Here is an 18,334-nt window from a genome sequence, read left to right on the forward strand (position 1 = left end):
GATTTATACCTCCCTATCTTCCGACGATGCCGGTACCATTGATTAATTTGTCCAACATCTCATCAATGGTAGTGACCACACGTGAGGATGCGCTATAAGCATGTTGGAAGCGGATCAGATCCGACATTTCTTCATCAAGTGATACACTGCTAATCGATAGACGGAGTGTATCTGCATGCTCAACCAACAACGTGCCGTTCTCCACCATCTTATTGGCATTGCTGCTGTCCGTACCCAATTTGGAAATAACAGACTGCAGGTATCCTTCAAAGTTCGTGATGTCCGTTACTGAACCACTGTTGTTATTCGGATTGAAGTTAAACGTACGTTCTGACAGTTGCGCAATCAGAAGCGCCATGCCGCCGTTCCCTTTCAGAACCACCTCGGAGGTCGTACCATTCGTCGGATCAGTCTTCATTTCTGTCCGCAGGGAAGCCCCGATGTTCTTCAGATCGGATTGGATCGTCTGGCTTAGTCTCATATTCCCAGCGGTAATTGGCCCGCCGTTAGCAGATACAAAGAAGTCGCCACCGGTGGTGGCCGGCTCATTGAGGGTATAACCCAGCTTATGTAATCCGTTGAGGCCATCAACCGTATGCTTCACATCCTGAGCAAGCTTGCGAGGATTATTTGCATCCATAACGGCATTCGGAATGTTCACGCCTGGCGGAAGAATCGTTCCAGCCGGCAGGGTCACTTCCACTTTGCCTGTAGCCAGTGTGTTCGCCATAATGTTTAACTGGGCGATATATCCTTGAACATGCACATCACGAGAGGTCACATAACCGGCGATCTCCCCGCCGGTCAATGCGCCGGCAATCGCATTCGTAATTGGCGTAAACGCCATATCATCAACCACGACCTGATTGCCAAACGTCACTTGATAAACGTCACCGGTCTCCGTTACATTTACGTTCCCTAGCAATGATAACTGATCAACGAGTAAATCCCGCTTATCGCGCAAATCGTTTGCGTTATCGCCAAGCCCTTCGATCCGCTTAATACTCTGAGTCAACTCCGCTACTTGCTCAATATAGTTGTTAGCTTCCGCTACCTTAGTGTCGATGCGAGAAGTCAGGTTACTGCTGAGGGTATCCAATTGGGAGTAGATATGGTTAAACGTCTCCGTCAATGCGATTGCTTTCTGCTGAACCGCCATTCGGGCGGACAAGTCGGTGTCGCTTGGATTCTTGCTCAGCGTCTGCCAAGCTGTCCAGAATTCCGCAATACTTGCGCTCAAGCTGCTGTCCGAAGGCTCGTTAAAAATCCCCTCAATATTAGAAAGCGTCTCTTGCTGAACGCTCCATGTCGACAAATTCGTGTTCTGATTGCGGTATTCGATATCCAATAAAAAGTCCCGTACCCGCTGAATGCTCTCCGCTTCTACGCCCATCCCAAGCTGACCTGCAGCCTGGGATCGCTGCATTCCTGGAAAAGCAATCGGATTCGATGCAACCAGGCGGGTAGTCTGACGAGAATACCCCGGCGTATTGGCGTTCGTAACGTTATGACCAGCTGTATTAAGCGCAGCTTGCTGGGCGATCAAGCCCCTCTTTCCGATTTCGAGCAAATGAAATGTGGATCTCATCTACATTTTCCTTTCTGCTTATGCCCTGGTATCAAACATGCTTCGGCCTTTGCCCGCCGGATTCTGATGTTTCGGATGCTGATAGAGCAAATCATCCTCCGGACGACTGACTAACAAATTCAAACTGTAATCAATGAACGCTAGGGATTGCTCAATTAGCTCCCGGTTAATCGCATTCAGCTCTTTGAGTTCTATGAGCCTGTCCATTAATTGCTGCTGCACATCCTGCAGTTCTGTTTTTTCCTCAGGGTTAAATACAAGACGAGTCATTTCAGTAACCGTCAGCTGAAGCTGGGAGCGGATGCCCTTCTCACGCAAAAAATCATCTGCGGCACCTTGACGCAGCGCTTCCGTTTCCGCCACCTGCTTCAGCAGGCGGTTCTCCTTGGTCATGACCGCTGTAAGACGTTCCACATCATTATCCAAAATGGCTTGCCTTTTATCTTTCCCTGCCTCTATGAGCTGCTGATGCAGCTCATCCTGACGCTTCATATATTCGATTATAGACCTAGCACTCACTTGGACTCACCTGATTTATTGTAGGATTGAAAATACGGGAGTAATTTGTCTGCCAAACGGTCGACTGGTACTTCATAAGTACCATTAGCTACAGATTCCTTCAAACGCTGAATTTTCTCCGCGCGTTCCGGATCCTGTACTTTACTCTGTGCACTCAGTTCCATCGCCTCCGGGGAGATTGATACTTCATCCTTGCGGCGTTTCTTCTTATCGATATGCTGCATCTCCCGAGATTCAATATTCCGTTGATACGAATTGATGCCGTTCACACGTCCCGATTCGTTAATCTTCACGCCCTATTCACCTCACTTAAAATAAAAGACCGATAAGCTTTACTAAGTTTATCGGCCGGATATGAAACATTGTTAATAGTTCAAAAGTTAGTATTTGCGCAGTTTATCGACTGCACTATAAGTCTCTCTGTCTTTTCTGGACCCAGGCTGATTTTCCTGGTCGCCAGCAGTCGCCTGCCTTAGCTCCCTCGTTAATCGCGTTCGACAAGATTCGCACATATTGCTCTCGCGAATCAACGTTCCGCACACTTCGCAAGGATATGCCAGGTTTGGCGCGTTCGCAATCGAGATCCGGCCTTCCTTGATGAACTTCGTAATTTGCCGCACAGATACTTCCGTAGCCTCAGATACCTCATGAATCGTTGCACCTTTTTGCTCACGAAGAAAGGTTGCGCATTTCTCATATTCTTTCTCAATAACCTTCATGCATTCAGGACACAATTCCCGAATATTCACCGTATATAACTTGCCGCACCGAGGGCAATTCCCCAGATTCATGCTCAACAACCTCCATGCCACATAGAACCTTTGATACCCCTAGATTACATTATCTTAGGCCATACGTCTATCATTCGGTAACAGAATCCACACATTTTTCCTATTTTAATCATTTACGAACGAGCCCAGGTTAAACTATAGATCTCGATGTGCATTTCCACAATGGATTCATATCTCCGCAAAACCTGAGAACAAGCCTTAATCGTACTCCCGGTTGTGTAGATATCATCAATCAAAAGTATACGGAATGGTCCTTTAATTGGCGATGTCTCCACTTGGGAACGAGTATGCTCTGCGGCCTGCCTACTTATAGACCTCAGCACATCGGGTACAGCCTGCAACGCACCAAAAACACCATCCATATCCTTCAGCCGGTCCATCCGGCTCTTAAAACTCTGTTTATCCGTGTGACGGTTACGTTCCAGCAGCCGAACACAAGGCACCTTAATTCTATGCGCAAGCCCCTGTGCGAGCACCTCTGCTTGATTGAACCCCCTTTCCTGAAGTCTTTCCTCACTGACCGGAACCGAAGTGACGACATGTACACTCCATGGTGTGTTGCTAGAATTGTGCGACCCCTTATAGCGTAAATGGATGTTCGCTTCCCGATGAAGCATTGCGTATGCCCGTAGCATCATTTCTATCAAAAGTGGAGCATAACGCTCATTCCCCCTATATTTGTACTGGGCCAACCACTCTCTCATCTGCACATCATAGTTAACCGCACTCCGATTCAAAATAAAGCACCGCTCGTTCATGCCTGATCGAATACAGTCGGGACAGCCAATCCCCCGCCCGCATCGTAGACATTTGGGTTTCATGATCCATGGGATATTCCGATAACAGGCATGGCATATTCCCGGAAGTTCCCGGGTGAATGAACCTGTTTTTCCACAAGTGAGGCAGGTTTCGTCAATCGGTTTAAGCAAACGATGCATATGCCCGAGCAGATGGCTAAAGACCTTTGATATCAAATATGCTCCTTCCTTTCTCAGAGAGGTAGATTAAAGAACAACACTCAACCGGAAAATAAGACTACAAAACACTGTTATGTCATCACTATTCATTCAACAATTCCTGAACTGAGCCGTAAATACCCGCCTTTACGCGCGATTCTGTTCATCGCTTTGATTTGCCGGACTGCCGAGCTTTGGCTCCGAGTCCATTGAAGTGCAGCAAATACCACTCGTCCTGCCGGATCATCCTTGGATCGACCCGCGCGGCCAGCCATTTGAATTAATGCAGCTTCATCAAAAAGCTCACTGTCTGCATCCAAAATGAACACGTCACTCTTAGGAACCGTTACCCCGCGCTCGAGTATGGTCGTTGTCACGAGCAAGCGAATCTCACGGTTACGAAAGGACATCACTTTGCTTGCCCTTTCCGGATCGATGGATGAAGTCCCTTCAATCGGCATATTGGCAATGGCCTTGCGAAGCAGCTCCAGAATAGGATCAATATGCTTGATGCGGGAAACGAACAGGAACACTTGAGCACCACGGGAAAGAGATGTGCCTAGACTACGAACCAAGAGTGGGGGAAGCTTTTTTTCCTGTAGATAGCGGTTTACCGTCAAAATTTTCAGCTTTTGTGGTACGGGTAACGGATGACCATGGAAGCGTGCGGGGACTTTGGCATGTGGCAATCGGCCTGCAGCTGCCTCACGCTGTAACGGCGTTGGCGGAGTGGCTGACAGGTAGATATACTTACCTCCTATTTTGCAAGCGCCTTTGGCCGCGTAATCCAGCATCGGATCATTATGATAAGGGAATGCATCAATCTCGTCGATCACGACCAGGTCAAAAGCTCTCTTGAAACGCAGCAGCTGATGCGTTGTTGCCAATGTGATGGTCCCCCGCTTCCATCGATCCGGACTTCCCCCGTATAACGTGACCACCGTCTCCTCGGGAAAAGCTTTAGATAAACGTGGTGCCAGCTCCAGCACCACGTCCCGTCTTGGCGCGGCAACCAGCACGCGCCCACCCGCATCCAGAATAGACTGCAGCAGCGGAAAGATCATTTCGGTCTTTCCGGCACCGGTCACCGCCCAGATGAGAAACCGGGCGGGCCCCGCGGAGCCCCCTGCGGGCGGCTCCGCCAAAAACCGCAGCGCAGCGCCAGCGGCGGCGCTCTGCGCTGCGCTAAGCCCCCACCGGCCCAAGGCCTCGGTGGGGGAACCCCCGGCCGTGCCCCGCACGGCCGATCCTGCTGCGCCATGCAGCAGCAGGGCACAGGCGCGGCTGCGCCCCATCGCGAGGCAGGCCTCGCAATAGACGCAAGCCGCCGAGCCGCACGCGGCGCATGCCGTGCGGCTTCGGGCCTCGCTGCCGCATCGTCGGCAGCGAGGGGCCATGGCCCGGCGGCGGAGCCAGCCGGGCGCACCCCGCGGGGCAGGCTTTGCCAGCCCCGCTTCCAATCGCAGGCGGCCCAGCAGGACGCCAAGCTGAGCCGCAGAGCGCCAGTCGCCGGTGTCCCCGGCGACCTCCGCCAACAAGGCCTCGACCTCGCCGGCAAGCAGGGCTCGTCCTGCCATGCACTGAATCAGCAGCTCTGCCTGCTGCATCGACAAAGCCCAACCCTCTACCACGTTCCTCTTTTCGATAAAGGAATTTATATACGATCCGTCCAACAGCTGAATCTCCGTCAACAAAACACTCCATTGCGATCTGCTTCCTTCAGGCTCTTCGAGTAAAAACGGACTTAAGCTCTGGTACAAATACTTTTGCCAATCCGATTTCCCCCACTGATCCATGTCATGGTTGGATCGGAATCTCTCTTGAATGACTACGGCCCATCCTAGGGGAACCTGTGTTGATAACAGCACCAATGAGCAAGCGCGCTCGTTCTCATCCGTCCATCTGTTCACTCCACACCACCATTGAAAATCCACCTGCATTTCCAGCGAGAGACAACACTTCCATTTCTCTAATGTTCGAATGGCATATATGGCAATCCGCATGACATCAACTCCAATTTCGAGACATATAAGCTGTGGTACGTTATTAGGCACATGTTCCAAGATTTTATATCTACAACTTACCAACTCCATGCTGAGACCACTACACTACGAAATAGATCCTTCTCACGGAGTCCTATGTTGAAACCTGTCATAACCACTCTTGCTGGCTTATTCCCACATCAACTGGGCGGGTACAAGTACCACTGCAAAAGATGGGGAATTAGACGGAACCAAGCTCGGAGTCGACTGTAGGTGGTTCAGCTGTAGACAAAACAAGAACAAACACATTTGGATATTGGAAAGCTGCCCTACTCCCCAGAAATGCAAAAAACACACCCCTCGCTTACGCTAGGAGTGTGCCTCACACCTTTAACAATATGAATACGATCCTGGTAACCAAAACAACTTGCAGATGTTTATCCCTGTACATATGGAATCCGAACAGCCTCCATCGGGTTTCTTAGATCGATCCGTATCACTTCTTCTTCATTCTGATCTGCATCCTTTTCCCGTGATGCCGAATCATCGAACTTCCAAGTCCCATATACCAATTCAATTCCAGACAAATGAGTCAATCTCTGGACAATTTTCAGTGTATCATCGTACGACTGATCATCAAGGACGGTGACACGCACGCGCGTCCCGCTTAGCAGGGCATACCATGAAAGGGCTCTCAAATGCCATTCCACCTGCCGCTCATGGTTGGACGTGATCAGCACGTAATGCCTGCGCCGCCCCGTACCTTCACCGGCTCTTCTGAGATGACGGGCATGCACGATATGAACCAGAATAACAGCAATCCCGTACACCGCGAGTATCCACAGCAATTGGGCAACCATGAGACTCACCTCCTTCTCTTATCAACAATATATGCTGATCGGGAGGGGACGGTGACAGTGATGTAACCAGGGCCCACACGGAACTTAATGGGAACGGCTCAAACACCATAAGAAGAACATCTATCGGGGCGTACCTTCACAAAAGACTGATCGCCTTTTGAAATATGTTTTATTGCGACATGGATAAAACCCACTTCGTAGTTTATACGTGCTGATATCTTAAGAAGAGCATCATCGGTTTCCTTTCACGAAAGACAGACAGCGTTTCGAATTATGTTTTCTTGCGATTATGGAGTTTGTTCAGCTTCGCTGAAAATTTATAAACTCTATAATCATAACAAAAAGGAACCGCCCTTGGCAGTTCCCTCCCTATGTAAGACGCGTCCGTGCATTCGGATCGGCGATTACAACGTCACCCAGCCATATTTGATCGAGTTGATAACCGCTTGCGTACGGTCGTCCACTTCCATCTTCTGCAAAATGCTGCTGACGTGGTTTTTTACAGTTTTTTCACTAATGAACAGGTACTCCCCTATCATCTTGTTGCTCTTGCCTTCAGCCATTAGTCTAAGCACTTCCGCTTCGCGCCTTGTCAATGGGTTATTCTCGCCTGCCACAAACTTGACTCCAGCCTCACGCGAACCGCTCTCAGCCATAGCGCCTGCTTCGTTTACATAAGTCATCCGGCGGAGCTGTTGAATGAGCTTACCCGTAACTTTCGGATGGATAAATGCATATCCCTCATGTACCGAACGAATCGCATTAATCAGTGACTCGGCTTCCATATCCTTCAGGAGGTAACCGTTCGCTCCCTTACGGAGCGTTTCAAACACATAACTTTCATCGTCATGAATCGACAGAATGATAACTTTGATTTCAGGAAACATTTCACGTAGTTTCTCAGTTGCTTGAACGCCATTTTCGGTAGGCATGTTGATATCCATCAGCACGATATCCGGCTTCACTTCATTACAGAACTCAAGTACTTGAATTCCATCGCCGCATTCACCGATTACGTCAATGTCGTCCTCCATATTCAGTATACGCTTCAGACCCTCCCTAAACAGCTGGTGGTCATCCGCTAATAATACTTTTATAATCGTGTTCTCTTTTTCCAAATGTTCCATCCGATTACTCCTTTCTCTTTTCTACGTTCGTCGGGATATGAATCACGATCTTGGTTCCTTGATTCTCAGCGGAATCGATCTCCATTCTCCCTTCGAGCAGCTCAACCCTCTCCCGCATGCCAATTAACCCAAAGTGGTCCTTGCTTTTCTGCTCCAGCAAATCGACATTGAATCCCAGGCCATTGTCCTGTACAACGATTTTGACCAATTGCGCCTGGTACGTGATTTCAACAAGCACATAAGTCGGGTAAGCATGTTTTGCAGCATTCGAAAGTGCTTCCTGCACCAACCGGTAGATGGCAGCCTCCATCGCAGAAGAGAGACGATGCTCTTTTCCCCGTGTCTCGAAGATCGTGCGGATTTTCGATTTCTCTTCATAATCATGCACGTATTTACGCAGTGTGGGGATTAATCCTAGATCATCGAGTGCCATTGGACGCAGATTAAAAATGACTTTTCGCATTTCCTCCAAGCTCGATCGAACCTGGCCCTTCAAATCTACTATTTCGTCCTGCACCATCTTAAATTCCTGCTTTGCGAGCATTCTTTCTACAATTTCCGTCCTAAGAACCAGATTCGCCAGCAATTGTGCAGGTCCATCATGAATCTCTCTGGAAATGCGTTTCCGTTCCTCTTCTTGCGCCAAAATAATTTTGAGACCAATGACCTGTCTGTTTTTCGCAGATTCGATGATTCGGGATACCTGCCCCAGCTCTCCGGACAAGTATTCCAATACCACGCCCATCTGAGATCCGATCGATTCTGCACGCTCCACGGAGTTCTCGACATTACGAACCCGCTTCTGCAGCTCATCTCGTCTTGCCTTCAGATACATTTCCTTCTCCCGGTAGATCATGAGGTCAAGCTGAAGCTGCGTCGCTTTCTCATACGCCTGCTTGATGTCCTCTTCCTTGTACCGGACAAAATCCCGGCTGACCTCGGTCAGCCGGATCCGGGAACGGCGGTAGTTCAGCTCTAGCTGGTCTACCTTCTCTAAGGTTTCCGTCGTTTCTTTTAATGTCCGCTGCAGTTCATGATTGAGAGACGCGAGCTCCTGCCGCGACGCCTCCAATATTTCGAACATTTGGTATTTGCTGTCCTCCATCACTTTGATGGCATTTTTTATGACACGGTCGATGGCATCGGCTTGATAATCCACGCACTCTACTCCATTTCTAACGTTTCATATACATATCATACCATATCATGATTCGATCGTAACGGTCTTCGTGTTCTTGTCCCATTTTACTTTAAGGCCTAATTGCTCGGAAACGAGACGAAGAGGGACCAAAGTCCTACCACCTTGAACCATAGGTGCTACAGCCGCCGAACTGCGCTTACCGTTTAGAATGAATTCTTTCTTGCCAACCGTCAGTTCCATGAGCATACCGCCCCTCAGGACGCCTACCCGCTGAGCGGATTGGTTCCAGGTTGCTTGCCCGCCGAACGCGTCGAGCACGTGCTTAATCGGAACGTAGGTCGTTCCATTTTTCAAGATTGGCGCCGAATCGATTGCCACTTTCGAACCATTCAGCATCAGCGATTTTTGCCCAATGGTCATGACCGCTTTGCCTGTTGGAAGTCCTTCATTCCCTGATAGAGACGGCATTGTGAAACGGATATCATCAAAAGATACAGCTCCTGTCAATGCACGCTCGTCCTGGCCTTCTTCCACGTTTACCACATACAGCCGCTTCATCTGTGCCGGGAATGCAATGTTATATCCGCTGAGATCGATGCTCAGTGTTTTCCAACCGCTCCAATCCATTGCTTTTGCCAAGTCGACGTAAACGGTTTTCCCGTTATTGTCTTGGAGTTCAGCGCGCAGCCAGTTCAGGCTGTTATCTCCCTCCACATCAATCGTCATGGCCGTAGCCTGCGCAGGAATCGTTTTACCTGTCGTGCCATTCAACTCGGCGTAAGCGTACATTTTTTGCCCTAATCCGCCTGTCATATCATAGGTCAAGTTCAAGACTTTAGATGATGCTTTTGCTCCGCTGCCATTTTTGATCGCTGCAGTCCCGGTAACTGCCGGCACATTGGTCGTGAACTTCACCGGGTAATTCACATTCTCGAAGTTCTCCCACGTGCTCTCGCCCGCTGCCGATAAAATAACGACCGTGCTAAAGCCGTCATAGCGCGCGATGGCATAACCGACTTTCGAATTGCTGTTCACGGAGGATACGGTCAATCGGCCGTCTTTCACGCTGCCTTTAAATCCGATAAACTCCCATTTCAGCGCACTGCTCGGAACCTCCAAACTCTGGCCGCTGCCCGTTACGGCCGTCACCGGCACGGAAACGCTCGTTCCAGCCTGCAGCGGTGCACTTGATACGCCGGTAGTCAAAGCAACAAGATCATCCGCGCCCAGCACCTTGACTTGCATCGTAGCTTTTGTACTGCCGCTTACTGCCGTCAGTGTTGAGGTGCCCGGCTTCGTCGCTTTAATGCTTTGTCCGTTGACCGCTAGGTTGCCATTGCTGGACTTCCAAGTCGGTTTAATCGAACCAGCTTCCATTGGATTATAGTAGGTATCGTAGCCCTTCAGTTCATACGTGCCGATTTGCCCGATCAGAAGCGTGTTGCTGCCGCTTACTTTCAAGCCCTTCAAGCTGCCCTGAGGTGCTGTGGAGAACACGCCGAGTGCGTTAACAATGCTGCGCTGCGTGGTACCGTACTCCGTGTTGAAGGTCAGCTGGGTATTCATCTCGGCTAACGGACGGTTGACCATCGTTGTTGATCCGCCGCCGTCGAGGTTCATTCCCTTCCATACTCCAATCTTCGTCATGAAATCCTGAAGCTGCTGCAGTGTCATGCCTTTGCTGTTATCGTTGCTCTCCGTAGCGATCAGGTACGCGTAACGTCCGTCTTTGGAGTAGCCTACGGCTGTACGTGCCCTGCTCCCTCCAATCGAATTCACGTTTCGAGAGAATGACGCCGCCTTGCCGTTATCCACCAGAATGGTATGGCCTCCAATCATCATTTGGAGTGTAGATGGGTCCAGTTCTTTACCTGATTTTTTGGACACCAAAGCATAATCGGCTTCCAGCCTCTGTCCAACTGCCAGATTTTGTTTCACGAACTCTGCCGCAGCACCATGGGTTCGTAAGATGTAGCTTCCCTCCGGTATCGCTGTTGGCAATCCTGCCATTACTGAAATATCGGTTATGACGCCATCCGTTACCATAACCTCCGTTGGCGTTGTCGAGCTGTTCTTAGGACGCTCAACAGCCTTCCATGCGCTTGTGTAAATATAAGCTGCATTCGCATGGCTATACGTTGATCCGGTGCCCTCTGGCGCATAGGATGTTTTGTTCATACCCGCGAGCGGGAATGAGGCCCCATTCTCAGCTGTAATGCTCCCCGAGAAAGCAAACTCATCCAGAATTGGCGTTCCATCGTTCGTTACTCCAAAAGCATACATGCCTTTAAGTTCCGAGGGGGTTGACATCAGCTGACCGTTTGATATCTGAGCACCCATCGGAGCCCCTTCGCTGCCGGTATTAAAAAAGTCACCATTAATAGCAGCTACCGCGCCGTTCTCCTTCGCCATTCCGCCCGTGCTTTGTCTCGTTGTAAATTGATTTCCTTGGCCAGTCATGACGTCCAATTTCACATATTTGTTGTTCAGATCCACCCGAATGACATTCGCCAGCGATTTTGCGCCAGCACTGTTGATATACTGATATTTCATCAAAACCGCACCGGAAGTAATGATTTCCTCACCGAGCTTCTTAGCCGATGTTGATGCCGCATAAGCTACCGAGGATGTTGATAGATTCCCTATCACTGGTATTCCGCTGCTCAGCACAGGACCCACCCAGATGACTCCTGCCAATGTAATAATCAACCATTTCTTGCCTACACCAGATGTTGTAGACTTCAGTGTTTTCCCCTGACTAACCATGTAATCGTAACTCTCCCATCTCTCGTTCGACACAGATGCCGAACATATAAAGTCTCTAATTAATAGACTTCATTTTTTAGGAAAAGTTACGATTTTGTTATAAAAAAACACTTTTGCGTATCGTACACTAAGTCTTGTACAATTTGTACCGGCATTTTTTGAGAGTCTATGTAATTCAATCCTATGTTACTATATTATCGTGTAAAAGTAACTAGTTTGTCATAAAGTTTATTCCTATATTACCATTTATTCATTAAAAAAGCTGATACCTATTGTGGATGCCAGCTTTTTAAATTATTTCATTTTTGTCATATTCTCAGGTTCAATTGAGTTACATCTCTACTCATAATTAGAAAGAGAGAAACAGAAAAAAGGCATGCACCGATTTTTTTCAGAAGAAAAATTAAATCAGCACATGCCTAAATTTTATATCTGCAACATATCTTAAAATTACCTTAGTTTACGCCAGCTTGTTCTTTCAACGCTTCCGCTTTGTCTACGCGCTCCCAAGGAAGATCGAGATCTGTACGACCAAAATGTCCGTAAGCAGCGGTTTGTTTGTAGATCGGACGACGAAGATCCAGCATGCGAATGATTCCAGCCGGACGCAGGTCGAAGTTGTTACGCACAAGCTCAACCAGCTTCTCTTCGCTCACTTTACCTGTTCCGTAAGTATCTACACTAATCGACACTGGGTTAGCGACACCAATAGCGTAAGCCAATTGAATTTCGCACTTGTCCGCAAGTCCTGCAGCAACCAGGTTTTTAGCCACGTAGCGAGCCGCGTAAGCAGCGGAACGGTCAACCTTTGTAGGATCCTTACCGGAAAATGCACCGCCGCCATGACGAGCGTAGCCGCCATAGGTGTCCACGATGATTTTGCGGCCTGTCAGACCAGCGTCCCCTTGAGGACCACCGATTACGAAACGGCCGGTAGGGTTAATGAAATATTTAGTTTCCGCGTCCAGCAATTCAGCCGGTACGACAGGAAGAATAACTTGTTCTTTAATATCCTTCTGGATTTGCTCCAGCGTTGCTTCTTCGGCATGTTGAGTCGATACTACGATCGTATCCACGCGAACTGGCGTATTGCCATCATACTCAACCGTTACCTGGGTTTTACCGTCCGGACGCAGGTATTCCAGCGTACCATCTTTACGAACCTCGGACAACCGACGAGCGATACGGTGAGACAATGCAATCGGAAGAGGCATCAGTTCAGGGGTCTCATTGGTTGCAAAACCAAACATCAGACCTTGGTCCCCAGCACCGATGTTCTCAGTTTCCTTGTCCACTTGGGAAGGATCACGATTCTCCAGTGCAGCGTTTACCCCCTGTGCAATATCGGCAGATTGCTCATTCAGCGATGTCAACACCGCACATGTATTAGAATCAAAACCGTATTTTGCACGGGTATACCCGATTTCCTTCACGGTATTGCGTACGATGGATGGAATATCCACGTATTCAGATTTAGTGCTAATTTCACCAATGACCAAAACAAGACCAGTCGCCACGGAAACTTCACAAGCTACGCGTGCGTTCGGATCGTTAGCCAAAAAAGCATCGAGTACCGCATCAGAAATCTGGTCACAGATTTTATCCGGATGTCCTTCAGTTACAGACTCAGATGTAAATAAACGTCGCCCTGTTAAAGACATGAGATCAACCTCCCATATGAATAGTATGTGATATATCAAGAGGTCCTACACAAAAAATGAACCTTTTCCGACAGGAAAAGGTTTGAAATGTACAATCCTCAACATGCATATTAACTTATTTGTTACCAGGTGTCAATCCAGTAAGTAAGCTGTTTTTCAAGGATTTTCTTGGGTTTTTCAATCATTTTAATCAAGAATAAGTTCCACTTGTAACTGAAAAACGACTACAGTCTACCGAAGAGACTTTGTTCAGCGTTTCGAACCAACCGTTTAGTGATCTCTCCACCAACAGATCCGTTCTCACGGGATGTTAGATGTCCCCATCCAGGACGACGGCTGGAAGACCCACCTCCGATGGTTCCTAACTCGGAACCAAATTCCGTATCGGCTCCATTGGAACCGCTACCATAACCTACAGGTAATCCAAACTCTGCTGCAATTTCGTATTTCATTTGCTTCAGCATTTCACGACTCTCCGGTACAACTTGACGGTTACGACTGCTGCGTGCCATGAACATACACCTCCTGTATTGGTTTTTACAGAAGTATTATTTGTCGATTTCAAAGCACTCACACGTATAAAACGTTGTCACAACTGGCAATAATTATAAGAGGAATAAGCCGGGCAAAAGTCCTCGCCAGACCACTCTAGGATGAAGCGGTATCAGCAAATGTCTAACGCACCCTAGTTGCCGATCATTACTTAATGGTGTAGCCGCCGCGCACCATGACAATCAAATTACTTGTCTGTCCTTCTTTCACCTGGATGCCGCGACCTTCACGTGGGAAGGAAAGCAGATGGTTCTTAGGCGCTGTTTCGCCGTTTAACAGGTCTTTACCGTCCGTCAGATCTGCAACGCCGCTAGCGACTTCTGTGTAGATCACAGCGTTTCCGGAACGCACGATGAACTCCGTTCCTGCATCGGCAATCAGAATCTTGCCTGGCTTCAGCGCAACGTTCTTGACTTCTTCAGCACCTTGGGATGGCTGCGTAGGATTCGTTGGGTTGGTAGTCCCTAGTGCTTGCTGGATTTGTTGGTCTACGTAGCTTTTGGTGACGACTGGATCGTCGGTGGTGCCTGGGGTGGTGCCGGCGCCGGTTACTTGGAAATTTAGAAACGAACCAACAAGAATACTGCTTCCTACAATTAATACACCGAGTCCCATTTTGTAAGAGCTTTTCATGATATTCATTTCTCCTTTAACGTATGTAATAAAAAACTGCCCGGAAATGATTCCGGACAGTTCTTTTGAACAAATAAATTACTTCTTGATAATTTCTTTGTAAATAGCGTCTGCAGCGTTATTGTTTGTATCGACGATATATTTACCTTTTGCAACGGAAACTTGACCGCCAACAGTAGGGTTGTATGGTTTTTCAAGTTGTACACGAACAACTTTCGCGCTAACTTTTGTAGCACCTGTTACAGTAACTGAGTCGCCGTCAACATACACTTTAAACGCATCTGGAGTGTAGTATACAGCAACTTCTTCATTGAATTCAATGTCTACATAAGTTGCACCTGTAACCGTAGTAGCTTCAACTGCTTCTGGTGCGATACCGTCTTCGATTGCTTTATTGCTTGCAACTGTGAGCGCCTCGATTTTGTGACCGAGATTATCAGAAGTTTGAGGTTTCTCAACAGTTGTCAAGAGACCCAGATTTGTTGCATTCAATTTGCTATCCAAAGTGAATTCAACAGTTGTCACACCGTTATCAAACTTAGGCTCACCTGCAGTACCTTTGATGTTACCAGCGAAAGTGAAGTCGCTCGAAACAACCGAAGTAATGTTACCGTTAAATTCAACTTTCACTTTATCAAGTGCAGTTGCTTTAACAGATTTCACAGGGATTTGTACGCCTTGACCAATTGCAATTGTCGAATCTGTCAAATAGTTACCGTTAAGATCTGCAACGTTGACTACGCGCAAGTCTGCTTTATCCAATTCAGTAGCCCAGTTCGCGAAGTCTTTCTTAGGAATAGTCAAACGAACTGTTTCAGCATTTCTCAATGATGGTTTTGGAGCGTTTTTAGTAGGGAATGCTTTGTAAACATTACCTGTAACATATCCGTATTTGTTGATTTCCAATGCATCGCCGTTTCCATCAACTGCAACAGCTCTGTTAAATTGAACATCAATGTACAGATCGTCATTGTCGGAATCAGAATCAACCCACGCTCTCACAAGTTTAAGTGCAGATGTGTTAGTTACATCAACAGAGAGAGTTTGTGGCAACATTGTATTTCCGATGGAAGCAGTATCGCGAATGTTAGCAACATCCAAAGTGTACTTGCCTGCTGCAAGAGTACCAATGGACTTAACAACTACACGATTTTTGTATGTTTTACCGTTTTTGGTTTCGAATGTTGGTACAGTAACAGGTTTACCGCTATTGAAACCTTTCTCAGTCACAACTTCACCTTTAGAATTTTTCAGGACGAAGTTGTCACGGTTTTGGATATCAGTCAAGTTTACATCTTCGGAGAACTCCAAAGTGAAGATTGTAGTGTTGTTTTCAACATCTACTTTTACATCGGAAACAGTTGGACGCTCAGTATCAAGTACTGGTGTAACTTTAGCTTCACGGTTTGCAGAGTTGTCGCTGTAATCTCTTACGCCTTCAAGGTAAATAGTGTTTTCACCCAGGCTCAGTTTTTTGCTGTCAGTGCTGAAAGTCAAAACAACAACGTTGTCTTTAATTTCTACTTTGTCAGCAGTTTTGCCAGCGGATGTATGGTAAGCCTTGTCAACCGATTTCACGGACTCGTTGAATTCAACTTCAACTTTAGTCAGATCTTTCGTTTTAACGGATACCACTTCTGGAGCTGTTTTATCTTCAGCTACTGTGAACTTAACATCTGTTGGGCTAACTTTGAATTTAGCAAAGTCAGTTACGCCTTGAACGTTCAAAGTATGCTCGCCTACAGCAAGATCAGTAGTGATGAAGGCAATGTTAGGGTAAGTGAATTTCACCCAACCGGATACTGCCTTACCGTCGATTTTGTAGTTGGAGATGTTAGAAGCAGTTGTAGATTGAACAGGCTCGGAGAACACTACTTTGAATGCTTTTGTTCCGAGACCTACAACTTCAGTTACTTCTGGAAGTTGAGTATCAACCGCTCTTAATGTTACAGTTTCTTTAAAAGTTTTGGAACCGTCAGAGTTTTTAACGCCATTAATTTCAAACTTAGCGTCTTTTTGCTCTGGAAGGTTAGCCGACTCTTGAGCAACCAACAAAGATACACTGCGCTTGTCTGCGGACAATTTAGCAGATTCGAAAGTCACACCAGTAACTTTGTAGTTATCTTCGTTCTCTGCAGTTTTAGCTTCAACTTCACCATCGAATTTAACTGTAACTTCTTTGTAGTTGGAAGCAGATACAGATTCGATCTTAGTAGCTGCAGTTACAACCCAAGTTACACTTTCAGTGTACTCGTAGTTGTTATGTGTAAATTTAACTTCTGTAGCTGTGTTTGCTTTCAAAGCAGTTTCCAAAGTTACTTTAACAACTTCGTTGTTAGCAAGTTTGAATTCAACTACTTTGCCATCTTCTTTCACTTCGTAAGAAACCACTTTTGGTTTTTGTTGAGAAAGGTAGATGGAGTAAGCAACGTCAACCAGTTGGGAACGGGAAGCGTTCGCTTTAGGGTTAGCTTTAGCGTCTACCAAACCAGCGTTGATTGCCGCTTGAACATAACCTTTAGCCCAGTCAGAAGCGTTGTTGTTAGTTTCTGTTGGAATTTCGAGTTTTTGTGCAGTAACGAGAACCTTCGCCATTTCTTGAACGGTGATTTTACCGTTGAAGTCGAAGATCATTTTCGTTGTGTTTTTACCTTCCATCAGACCAGCAGCGTAAACTGCTTCTACATAAGGAGCTGGCCATTTGCTAGCCTTGTAGTTTTTGTCTTTGAAAGATGCTTTGCCTTGGATTGGCTCGAGACCCATGATGCCAACCAGAACTTTTGCAAACTCAGCACGAGTCATGTCTTTTTCAAGACCAGCAGTTCCGTCTGGGTAACCAGTGAAGATCCCTTTTTCTTTCAGTACATCAAATTTCTGTTGTGTGTTAAGCGCATCGTCACCGAATGCAACAGAAGCAAACATGGAGAATGCCATTGCTGTAGACAGTGCTACGGATAAAATTTTCTTCATAACCTTTTTTTCTCCTCCTTGAATCATCACTTGATTGTTTTCTTTAATTTGGTAGCTCTTATCACTCATTTGTCCTGCACCTCCTTTCTCGAGTTGAGCATAAATCATAAATGATGTCTGTGACGATATCACAGAATCTTGTTAACGAGAGAACACTACAAACTAGAATAGATTCCTAATCCTACCTAGGTATTATACAACGAGTCCCCAACACCGTAAAGAACATTTTTCTAATTAATAGACAATCTTCTTGCATCGGATAATCTTGGTTACCTCGTTGGGCTCTACATTATAAACGTTTGATTTTCCAAAAAGTTGCGGTAGTTGCAAAGTTTTTTTAAAAAAAATTTTAGAAGTTAACTCGTATCCTATAACAACCCCTCTTTTACATATTACGACAACAAAAAAAGACGCCCTCTGGGCGCCTTTGTAGAATACTAGCGAATCTTCATAGCAAGCTGGATAATTCGCGCACGCATCTCTGGATTGCTGTGCAGCGTGCTGTACATCTGATCGATCTCCGTTTTATTCGTACGATATGTCTTATCATGTTTAATTGTAGTATGTGACCATTGGATCAACGCATTCTCAGCCGCTGTCATTTCGTTAAATGAATCATGAAAGCCTGTCTCAACAACGAGTCCCTCCATGACTTCCTGAGTTATCTCATCATGAGCGGCACGAGCCAGCTCAATCTTCTTCTCCATCACTTTGGCTTTTTCCTCGAACTTGGTCTTCGCCTTCATGTAGTCGAGCTGCGCTTTTGATAATATCGGCTTCATAAATTC

At 46.9% G+C, this 18,334-nt stretch carries 15 protein-coding genes; all 15 read right to left on the reverse strand.

Annotation, left to right across the window (positions count from 1 at the left end):
• Positions 1–13 precede the first annotated feature (13 nt).
• The 15 genes from flgK to PAEVO_RS28905 all read right to left on the reverse strand — a co-directional run bounded on the left by flgK (position 14) and on the right by PAEVO_RS28905 (position 18,328).
• Positions 14–1,588, reverse strand: coding sequence for a flagellar hook-associated protein FlgK (flgK, locus tag PAEVO_RS28835; protein WP_100540931.1), 1,575 nt, complete (start codon positions 1,586–1,588; stop codon positions 14–16).
• An 18-nt stretch (positions 1,589–1,606) separates the two neighbouring features.
• Positions 1,607–2,107: a flagellar protein FlgN gene (locus PAEVO_RS28840; protein WP_100540932.1), complete on the reverse strand. Its 501-nt coding sequence runs from the start codon at positions 2,105–2,107 to the stop codon at positions 1,607–1,609.
• Entirely contained in the window at positions 2,104–2,400 is a 297-nt protein-coding gene (gene flgM / locus PAEVO_RS28845) for a flagellar biosynthesis anti-sigma factor FlgM (protein WP_006213058.1), read from the reverse strand. Before flgM ends, PAEVO_RS28840 begins: the two co-directional genes overlap by 4 nt.
• Before the next feature lie 87 nt (positions 2,401–2,487).
• Positions 2,488–2,898: a TIGR03826 family flagellar region protein gene (locus PAEVO_RS28850; protein WP_100540933.1), complete on the reverse strand. Its 411-nt coding sequence runs from the start codon at positions 2,896–2,898 to the stop codon at positions 2,488–2,490.
• 113 nt (positions 2,899–3,011) lie between these two features.
• Positions 3,012–3,656 (reverse strand): ComF family protein, encoded by a 645-nt coding sequence (locus PAEVO_RS28855; RefSeq protein WP_243390982.1) that lies wholly within the window; start codon positions 3,654–3,656, stop codon positions 3,012–3,014.
• A gap of 305 nt (positions 3,657–3,961) precedes the next feature.
• The gene (locus tag PAEVO_RS28860) at positions 3,962–5,857 is read right to left on the reverse strand and encodes an ATP-dependent helicase ComFA (RefSeq protein WP_100540935.1); all 1,896 of its coding nucleotides are present in this window, start codon (positions 5,855–5,857) and stop codon (positions 3,962–3,964) included.
• Between the two features lie 416 nt (positions 5,858–6,273).
• Positions 6,274–6,696: a hypothetical protein gene (locus PAEVO_RS28865; protein ID WP_100540936.1), complete on the reverse strand. Its 423-nt coding sequence runs from the start codon at positions 6,694–6,696 to the stop codon at positions 6,274–6,276.
• 404 nt (positions 6,697–7,100) lie between these two features.
• The gene (locus PAEVO_RS28870; RefSeq protein ID WP_071219809.1) at positions 7,101–7,823 is read right to left on the reverse strand and encodes a response regulator; all 723 of its coding nucleotides are present in this window, start codon (positions 7,821–7,823) and stop codon (positions 7,101–7,103) included.
• 4 nt (positions 7,824–7,827) lie between these two features.
• Positions 7,828–8,982, reverse strand: coding sequence for a sensor histidine kinase (locus tag PAEVO_RS28875; RefSeq protein ID WP_009594214.1), 1,155 nt, complete (start codon positions 8,980–8,982; stop codon positions 7,828–7,830).
• A 45-nt stretch (positions 8,983–9,027) separates the two neighbouring features.
• Positions 9,028–11,730 (reverse strand): phosphodiester glycosidase family protein, encoded by a 2,703-nt coding sequence (locus PAEVO_RS28880; RefSeq protein WP_100540937.1) that lies wholly within the window; start codon positions 11,728–11,730, stop codon positions 9,028–9,030.
• Positions 11,731–12,185: 455 nt separating this feature from the next.
• Positions 12,186–13,391 (reverse strand): methionine adenosyltransferase, encoded by a 1,206-nt coding sequence (gene metK / locus PAEVO_RS28885; protein ID WP_100540938.1) that lies wholly within the window; start codon positions 13,389–13,391, stop codon positions 12,186–12,188.
• A gap of 224 nt (positions 13,392–13,615) precedes the next feature.
• Complete coding sequence (locus tag PAEVO_RS28890; protein ID WP_100540939.1) at positions 13,616–13,903, reverse strand: alpha/beta-type small acid-soluble spore protein; 288 nt, start codon at positions 13,901–13,903, stop codon at positions 13,616–13,618.
• A gap of 187 nt (positions 13,904–14,090) precedes the next feature.
• Entirely contained in the window at positions 14,091–14,576 is a 486-nt protein-coding gene (locus PAEVO_RS28895; protein WP_100540940.1) for a hypothetical protein, read from the reverse strand.
• A 78-nt stretch (positions 14,577–14,654) separates the two neighbouring features.
• Complete coding sequence (locus tag PAEVO_RS28900; protein WP_100540941.1) at positions 14,655–17,615, reverse strand: Ig-like domain-containing domain; 2,961 nt, start codon at positions 17,613–17,615, stop codon at positions 14,655–14,657.
• 368 nt (positions 17,616–17,983) lie between these two features.
• Positions 17,984–18,328, reverse strand: a complete 345-nt coding sequence (locus PAEVO_RS28905) for a hypothetical protein (RefSeq protein WP_100540942.1) — start codon at positions 18,326–18,328, stop codon at positions 17,984–17,986.
• Positions 18,329–18,334 lie beyond the last annotated feature (6 nt).

Source organism: Paenibacillus sp. GM2FR, from assembly GCF_002803325.1.
GTDB lineage: Bacteria > Bacillota > Bacilli > Paenibacillales > Paenibacillaceae > Paenibacillus_AQ > Paenibacillus_AQ lautus.

Excerpts from the sequence above, each read along its gene's own strand:
- PAEVO_RS28880 (WP_100540937.1), bottom strand. The coding sequence starts at position 11,730 with ATGGTTAGTCAGGGGAAAACACTGAAGTCTACAACATCTGGTGTAGGC.
- PAEVO_RS28905 (WP_100540942.1), bottom strand. The coding sequence starts at position 18,328 with ATGAAGCCGATATTATCAAAAGCGCAGCTCGACTACATGAAGGCGAAG.
- PAEVO_RS28860 (WP_100540935.1), bottom strand. The coding sequence starts at position 5,857 with ATGCGGATTGCCATATATGCCATTCGAACATTAGAGAAATGGAAGTGT.
- metK (WP_100540938.1), bottom strand. The coding sequence starts at position 13,391 with ATGTCTTTAACAGGGCGACGTTTATTTACATCTGAGTCTGTAACTGAA.
- flgK (WP_100540931.1), bottom strand. The coding sequence starts at position 1,588 with ATGAGATCCACATTTCATTTGCTCGAAATCGGAAAGAGGGGCTTGATC.
- PAEVO_RS28855 (WP_243390982.1), bottom strand. The coding sequence starts at position 3,656 with ATGAACGAGCGGTGCTTTATTTTGAATCGGAGTGCGGTTAACTATGAT.
- PAEVO_RS28895 (WP_100540940.1), bottom strand. The coding sequence starts at position 14,576 with ATGAAAAGCTCTTACAAAATGGGACTCGGTGTATTAATTGTAGGAAGC.
- PAEVO_RS28870 (WP_071219809.1), bottom strand. The coding sequence starts at position 7,823 with ATGGAACATTTGGAAAAAGAGAACACGATTATAAAAGTATTATTAGCG.
- PAEVO_RS28900 (WP_100540941.1), bottom strand. The coding sequence starts at position 17,615 with ATGAGTGATAAGAGCTACCAAATTAAAGAAAACAATCAAGTGATGATT.
- PAEVO_RS28850 (WP_100540933.1), bottom strand. The coding sequence starts at position 2,898 with ATGAATCTGGGGAATTGCCCTCGGTGCGGCAAGTTATATACGGTGAAT.
- PAEVO_RS28865 (WP_100540936.1), bottom strand. The coding sequence starts at position 6,696 with ATGGTTGCCCAATTGCTGTGGATACTCGCGGTGTACGGGATTGCTGTT.
- PAEVO_RS28890 (WP_100540939.1), bottom strand. The coding sequence starts at position 13,903 with ATGGCACGCAGCAGTCGTAACCGTCAAGTTGTACCGGAGAGTCGTGAA.